Source organism: Rhizobium tibeticum, assembly GCF_900110205.1.
Taxonomy (GTDB): domain Bacteria; phylum Pseudomonadota; class Alphaproteobacteria; order Rhizobiales; family Rhizobiaceae; genus Rhizobium; species Rhizobium tibeticum.
In genome coordinates, this window is the sequence record NZ_FOCV01000094.1 from 1 (window position 1) to 7,647 (window position 7,647).

The 7,647-nt window shown below is 56.0% G+C and carries 5 protein-coding genes and 2 pseudogenes; all 7 read right to left on the reverse strand.

Annotated elements, in window-relative coordinates; genetic code table 11:
* Positions 1-239, reverse strand: a pseudogene (locus tag BSG20_RS34375) (ISNCY family transposase); the annotation flags it as partial.
* A 140-nt stretch (positions 240-379) separates the two neighbouring features.
* Positions 380-1,187 (reverse strand): annotated as a pseudogene (locus BSG20_RS34380) (pyridoxal-phosphate dependent enzyme); the annotation flags it as partial.
* A 123-nt stretch (positions 1,188-1,310) separates the two neighbouring features.
* Complete coding sequence (locus BSG20_RS34385; RefSeq protein WP_244541536.1) at positions 1,311-2,585, reverse strand: M20 family metallopeptidase; 1,275 nt, start codon at positions 2,583-2,585, stop codon at positions 1,311-1,313.
* Positions 2,586-2,622: 37 nt separating this feature from the next.
* Positions 2,623-3,090, reverse strand: a complete 468-nt coding sequence (locus BSG20_RS34390; protein ID WP_072382263.1) for an Lrp/AsnC family transcriptional regulator — start codon at positions 3,088-3,090, stop codon at positions 2,623-2,625.
* A gap of 1,188 nt (positions 3,091-4,278) precedes the next feature.
* Positions 4,279-5,457, reverse strand: coding sequence for a M24 family metallopeptidase (locus tag BSG20_RS34395; RefSeq protein ID WP_072382265.1), 1,179 nt, complete (start codon positions 5,455-5,457; stop codon positions 4,279-4,281).
* Positions 5,458-5,568: 111 nt separating this feature from the next.
* Positions 5,569-7,206, reverse strand: a complete 1,638-nt coding sequence (locus tag BSG20_RS34400; protein WP_072382267.1) for a N,N-dimethylformamidase beta subunit family domain-containing protein — start codon at positions 7,204-7,206, stop codon at positions 5,569-5,571.
* Between the two features lie 86 nt (positions 7,207-7,292).
* Positions 7,293-7,647: amino acid ABC transporter ATP-binding protein (locus BSG20_RS34405; RefSeq protein WP_143147601.1), on the reverse strand; the 355-nt coding region annotated here is incomplete at its 5' end.

Sequence of the window (7,647 nt, forward strand, 5' to 3'; positions counted from 1 at the left end):
AGTTCCTGGTAACTCAACTGGCGATGCTGCTTGAGCAGCGCGCAGCGCAGCACAGCCTCGGCCGGCAGCCCCTCGCGACCGGTCTCCTTGAGACCATGCCGGCGCAGGTCCCGCGTCACCAGCCCGAGCAGATCGCGATGCTCATCCAGCCATTGCGACATGGCTTTCAGCTCGCGGCCGATCTCGTGTTCGGCGAAAAGATCGAATACACTGGCTTGGACCGTGCGTTCTTGGCGCATTGTCGGCTCCGGCGGTTGCGGGTTTGACTTTAGAATCAGTAGCTTGATCTAAAGTATACCTGAAGCCGCCGGGCTTTGCCCGCGCAGATATCGCGATTCCTACAATAATTTCAGTAGTTTACCGTTTATGGACGGGCACTAGCTAGTAGTGCTGCAATCCCGGCGGCGCCAGCACCTTCCACCACCTCGCGCTCATGTGCATATGCATGCTGGATGCCGCCCGCTATTTCGGGTTCGCTCAACAATACAACGTCGTCTAGCAAGTCTCGGCACATGGCAAACGTCCATCTATTGTCGAGTCCAATCCCGCCGCCGAGGGAGTCAGCAAGGTTTTCGAATTCTTCCACCTGAACTGGACGCCCGGCATCAAGACTTGCCTTCATCGCGGCGCCGCGCTCCATCGTGAGGCCAATGACTCGAGCTTCTGGCCGCTGGCTTTTGACTGCTCTAGCTACACCCGAGGCCAGCCCCCCCCCGAAAGCTGAATTAGCACCGTCGCGACATCCGGCAGCGCCTCGACGATCTCCAAGCCGAGCGTTCCTTGACCTGCGATGATCGCCGAATGATCGAACGGCGGCACCAAGCACCAACAATGCGCACGTCCGCACCAAGGCGCCGGATCTCTGATACCTTGTTTTCCGGCACCAGGTTCGACATGCAGATCGTTGCCTTAACACCACATGTGTTCGCCGCGAAAGAAAGCGCCATGCCGTGGTTGCCGGTTGACGCAGCAACAACGCCTCGCACCCGCTCGTCTTGAGACAACTGGAGAATAGCGTTGAACGCGCCGCGCAGCTTGAAACTACCGGTGGTCTGGTGATGCTCGAGTTTAAGATAGATCGGAACGCCGCAGATGTTTGACAGCGAAGACGACGGCGCAAGCGGTGTGGGAAGAATACGATCCCTGATCCGTCTACGCGCACTTTCGATGTCGTTGAGATCGATCATTCGATTTACCCCTCGGGGCGACCCGCCCACGGTTTCTTGTTGCAGCACCAGTCCCTGCCCCCGGTACATGGGCAAGCACAGCTGTTCTGACGCGCAAAACTCTCGTCGCGTTGGAAACGATGTTCAGGAATGCAAGAACTCCCAACAATACCGAATTGTCAGCTCTGTGGTCGGGATGAGAACTTGGTCGGAGGCCCCGAAGATCTGCGTGTGGACGCCGGACTCGTTACCTGGCTCTTTACTACCAAACCAGAAATAGATCGATGGCACGCAGCTTGAGTAAAAGCCGAAGTCATCGCTGCCCGCGCTCGCCGCTCCATCAACATACTTGTCCTCTCCCACAGATTGAACGACGAGCCGACGGAACCGTTCAACCATGGCGGCATCGTTGACCACTGGAGGCTCGCCCAATTGAGAGTTGAACTCTGCCTTGCCCCGATGCATCGTAGCAACACCTTCGGCCACCTCGCGGACGCGTCGCACCAACAACTCGCGCCTCTCGCGACTGGCGGTCCGGATCGTACCTGTCATCGAGACCGATGGGCAGATGATATTCGTCGCCTCTCCGCCATGGATGGTCCCGATTGTCACAATCGCCCGATCGTCGGCCGGCATTTCCCTGGAAACCACCTTCTGAACCTCATTGATGAAGGCGCCAGCGATAGCAATCGCATCCACTCCGGCATATGGTTTCGCACCATGTGCCATGATTCCAATCAGGGCGAGCGCAAACTGGTCGGACGAGTTCGTGACAGCGCCCTCTCGAGCGCCGTAGGATCCAACGGGGATATCTGTGCGGACATGAAATCCAACCGCCGCATCAAACCCGTCGAGCAGATTTTCTTCGGCTACAGTCCGACCGCCGAGCGGCTCGGCTTCTTCAGCTGGTTGAAAGAATACACGCACATTGCCAGAGAAGTTCTCCCGCATGCGGTGAAAGGCAAGAGCCGTTCCCAGGGCGATCGAGGCGTGCATGTCATGGCCGCAGGCGTGCATTATGCCAGGCACTTGCGACCTGTACGAGAGGTCACTACGGTCTTCCTGGATCGGTAGAGCATCGATGTCTCCACGTAGTGCGATTGAGCGGTTTGGACCCGGGGCTGTTCCCTGAATATCGATGTAGACACCAGTCTTATGGAACGTCTTCGCCCCTGTTATACCGAAGTTGTCCAGCGTTTCGATAATTCGCTTTTGAGTTTTCCATTCGTTATTGGAAAGTTCCGGCTCTCGATGCATGGCGTGACGCATCTCGATCACAGCTTCGCGCTCGACTTCGGAGAGTAGGTTGTTGGTAGAAACGTTCATTTTGATCTCGCTGTCGCTCTTTTGATCGTCACTGCCTGATGCAAAGCTACCAGCCGCTTTGCAGGGAAAATTATCGATTTGTATGGTCACCACGCAGGGTTTCTGCAAAACGTGCGCTTCTTCGCCATCCTTAGATCTCGATGGGAATGGCGAAGCTCGCCTTGAGCCGATCCATCACCACCATTGTTTTGAACCCTTTGATATCGGGATTTTCATAGAAGAAGCGGCGGGTGAATTGTTCATAGTGCTCCATGTCTTTGGCGGTGGCGACGAGCATAAAGTCGGCCTCTCCGGTTACGTAGTAGCCCATCATCACCTCACGGGTGGTTCGTATAGACGCTTTGAACCGATCGACGATATCAGCCCTCTCTCGCTCCAGTGACACCAGTACGATCATGGTGATATGCCGTCCAACTGCCTTAGGGGAGACGATCGAAACGTCCGCCTCAATTACTCCCTCGTTACGCAGCCGCCTCAAACGCCGTTGGCATGCTGTTGGCGAAAGGTGTACAGTCTCGGCCAGTTCTTCTGAGGTCAGCCGATTATTCTTTTGAACAGCTTGAAGAAGCGCTATGTCCATACGGTCAAGTTCGGTCATTACTGAACCTACAACGGTGGGTATTTTTCAGCAGGCATGAGGGGCTTCCTCGGGGAACAACATAACTATGCGACGGCGCTTATCGTGAATCTCGCCCAAACCACACACTTGCAGTAGAGCGAACGAGAGTTTCCTCAGGCAGTGTTGTTGGCGGCGCCCCGATAGTCCGCATAGCCTATTCTACTCTTGAGTGGTTCAACCTCATTGAGCATTCTGGTTCATTGCCTTGCTGTCGTTGTCATGATTTTCATGCGTGTTCCCTTATTGTAATCCTTCAATTGCTGATGCGATTGTTTCCGCACAGTCTTGATTTTGAAGCAGAATTGAGCGTGCTGCAGGGCAGGCCAATCCAGTAATACCTTTACCTCAACTTGCTTCGCATTGCAACAAACGTTTTAAATAAGTTCTCATGATGCAAACGTAGCGACGCATTGCGTACCGGTCATTCGGACGTTGCGAGTTGAAATAAATTCCGTCATACCTTAATCTCGGGCGTGCAAGCCGTCTTCTTCCTCTGGGCTTGGTGTCGCACACGCGAGGCTCCCCCAGCAGATGGTATGATCGATCGATTCGGGACTCGTGACACTCCGCTTGGCGCATGGTCGATGTAGTCGAAATGGCAGTTGCACGTCGCAAAATTGTTTGAGCACGAGTCGCGAACCCCATCTTGGCCAGCGTGCATTTGTGAGCGCCACAACAGGCCGAACATATGCACGCAAGCGATCCGATCAAATCACTGCCAAAAAAACCTTTGCAAGGAGGGGTCGCCAAAATCAGGACGGATAGCGGCCGGCCTATGCTGTCCGGAAGTTGCAGCTTCCATGACAGCGTCTCCTATGAAGTGAGTGCGTTATTGCAGCCTCACTTTGCCAGAGGGTGGGCCGCTGTTCACTCCCATGGGATCTAATTCAATCGTGGAACAAACTGATGTTCGTCGAACAGCCGAAGTGCAGCATTGCGCATGACGAGTGCCATTGGTCGCAAGGTAAAACGCTCGATAACAGAGCCCATGCATCGTGTGGCTGTGCCCCAAACGGGGCCGGAACTCCAGGTGCCGCAGGTCGGTCGCGCCGGGGCTCAATCTTGCTGCTTCGGGCGAAGAACAATGGCCCGGCTCGCGCTGTGCAATCCGCAAAAGCGGTCGAGGTCGTGAAATGGCCTCGTCGTGCGACACAGCCTCCGATTCGACTATTTTACGAACAGCTTCCGCGGGGTCTTTGTCAAAGGCTCAAAGCCACGATCGGTGACAGCAAAGCTCTGGGTGATGGTGATTCCAACGTTGTCGAGCCACAGGCCAGGCATCATGTGAAAGACCATGCCTGGCTGGAGAACTGTTTCATCTCCCTTGCGGATACTAGCCGTACGTTCTCCCGATGCGGGTGGAAATCCAATGCCAGTTGGATATCCAATGCGGGATTCTTTTTCCATCCCATGGCGGGCGAGCGCTTGACGAAACGCGCTGTCTACTTCTGAGCAAGTCCGACCGGGAAGGACAGCATCGAGGCCGACATTGAGGGCTTCAACGGCGATTTCTGATAGATCTTGGAAAGCGGGTGAAGGCTTGCCAACAACGATTGTACGAGCAAGGTTGACTTGATAACGGTGCCTGCATCCCGACAGTTCGAGATTGACCACGGTAGAATCCGGCAGCGGCTCGTCGGTCCAGGCCGCATGTGGAGCAATTGAGCGCTCACCGATGCAAAGATCAGGAGGGCAACAAGGGTAGTCACCCCCGAACTCAGCCGTGCCGGACACTTGTTGGTGATATATAGCAGCCGCGATATCGCATTCACGAATCCCGGCTTCGACCGTGTCGATCACACGCTGCATCGCCACGTCTGCAAGCTGGCCAGCTTCACGCATAATACCCACTTCGGCGGGGCTCTTGACGAGCCGTATCCATCCAACGAGGAGGTCGGCATCTACGAATTCGGCGAGAGGCAATGCCCGGGTAAGAACGGCGTGAGCCCGCGCGGAATAGTAGTATCCCCCCATCTCCACGCCGATGCGCGCCTTGTCCCCGCCGACTTCCTTCACAATATCGGCCATGAAGTCGTAGGCCGAAAGGACAGTCGATTGAACATACGTGTCGGGATAAGCTCTGATGTTCTCCTCGGCGAGAAAGGTGGTCATTGTCGCCGAAACACGGTCCATGAACCGGCCGATCCAAATGGGTTCTTCGCGATCAAGTGCGACAATCACCATTTGAGGCGTATAATAGGAATACGCGTTGTAGCCGGTGAGATAATTTTGGTTAGGCGGCTCCGAGAGAAGCAGAATGTCGATCCCCCTCCTCGCCATTTCCTTTTTTACGGCTGCCTGTCGAACCCGAAACTCGTTGATCTCGAAATGCAGTTCTTTTTTCATTTTAACTCCGTTTAAGTTGGATGATTAACGACAAGATCCATTCGGTTTGGCTGCTCAGTGCCTCAGATCCGTCGCTGCGGTAGGCCGACAATGCTTGATGACAATAGGTTTTTATCGGCGACCGAGATAGCGGTTGAGCACATTGCGGGTTACGCGTTCAACACCCGCGTCCTGTCTAAGAAGGCCTGCTACCCATTCACAACTGCTGGCATGAAACACCTCGCCCTTGCCGCGGTTGAAATTGACGATCATACCGCTACCGCGTTTGACTTTGTCTATGTTGGCGCTGCTCGCCTCGCCGCAGAGCAACTCAGCGACGAAACGACCGTCCTGATCACTGAATATCGCGGCTTCGCAAAAGTCGGCGCATTCCCCGACGAGGGTAGCCATGCCAACCGCGAGGACTTCGAGGCCCTCCGGCGCACCGCTCGTCGGGGAAGGGTAAGGCAAGCCGCCGCGGATTTCGTAATCCAGCCCGTCCACCTCATAGCCATAAACGTGGCTCTCTGCGCCGAGCAAGTCTCCGTAAAAAAGCCCGGCACCGGCGAAAGCCCAATGCTCGGGGCGATAAATTGGAAAGCCTCGGACACCCCGCGGTGCAAACCCGCCCCAGCCAGAATAGATACCATCTGTGGCGTTGAGACCAAAAGTCTGTACGCCCGGTCGGCCGATCTCTGGCGCTTCCCATGAATTGGTCGCCCGGGTAATGTCACCGTTTTTATAAACGGGATCCTCGGCGCGCGCCCGGTACTTGTAACAGACCTGCTGTCGACCCTCGTCCTCGAACCTGGTCTGCCACATGAAGTTAGCGGCGAAACGTGCCACACCGCCGCCCTGATCAACAAAGGCGTCAACCGCATCGCGCATTTCCCAAGTCCAGTACTCGTCATGGCCGGCAAAAACGACGCAATCGTAGTCGAACAGGATCTCGGGCGAGAAATGCAGATCGTGCTGGCTAGCTAGATCGACTGCATACCCAGCGCGCTCAGCAAAGCGGAAGAAGTGACTGTCGTAGCTTGCCCATCCGGCGGAGGCGAATTTCTTGGAATGGCCGGTGGCATACGCCCATTCCTTGTGAGGAAAGCGCGGTACTGTCAAGGGCGGCGTCGATATGTCCAACGGCACGCGCGGTGCGTCCGGTGGAAGGACCAGAAAGCCGCGGGCCCATGGACGCTGAGTTGAGACAATGGGTGAATATTGGTCGCGAGCAGGACCGGTAATACCATCGTAGTGGTTCGAGCCGCCCCATGTGTTGTAGGCTAGCCAAGTGCCGGTCGCCGCCACCTGTAGAATCCGTCCGGGTTTTCGACCAGCTTGTGGCAACACGATGAGGATGTGATGACAAATTATTGGTTGGCCATCGCTACCTTCCGCTGTCAGCTTCAAGCGATAGCCACCGGACGGCCAGTTTTGTCCAATCTTTAACTCAAATGTCGTGTCCCAGCCGCAACCTTCGACCGAGCATTGGTCTGGCGTTTCCTGCCAGTGTGCAGCGATGCCGCTGCGCTCGAACACCTTCATTTCAGTCCCGCCATCGCGGCCAACCTCAATGGTGAACTGGTGCGCAGTCGAACTAACCTGCAGCCGCACCGCATCGCCTTGGCGATATGAGAAACGGTCGCTGTAGCACCAGATCTCCCCACGCGCGCCATCCATACCGGGCCGCTCGTAGAAATGGCCACGATCTGCAAACTGCACCTGCTCGGGTGTCAACCCAAAGTCGGGGAATTGGTTCGAAAGCTTTGTCATCGTAGCAACCCTAATCTTACTTCGGCAATGTCGATGAGGTCGATGCCGGCTGGCCGTGACCGGCAACGCCTTGTGAACACTGCCCCTCAGTGCTTAAGGATCTGGCTGAGGAAGAGCTTTGTTCTGTCGTGCTGGGGGTTGGTGAAGAAGTCGTTCGGGGCGGCCTCTTCGACGATCCGACCCGCGTCCATGAAGATCACCCGGTCGGCGACGGCACGGGCAAAGCCCATTTCATGCGTGACGCAGACCATGGTCATGCCGTCGCGGGCCAGGCTCGTCATGGTTTCCAGCACTTCCGATACCATTTCCGGATCAAGCGCCGAGGTTGGCTCGTCGAACAGCATGACGGCAGGTTCCATGCAGAGCGAACGGGCAATGGCAACACGCTGTTGCTGACCGCCGGAGAGCTGAACCGGATATTTGTTGGCCTGTTCGGGAATG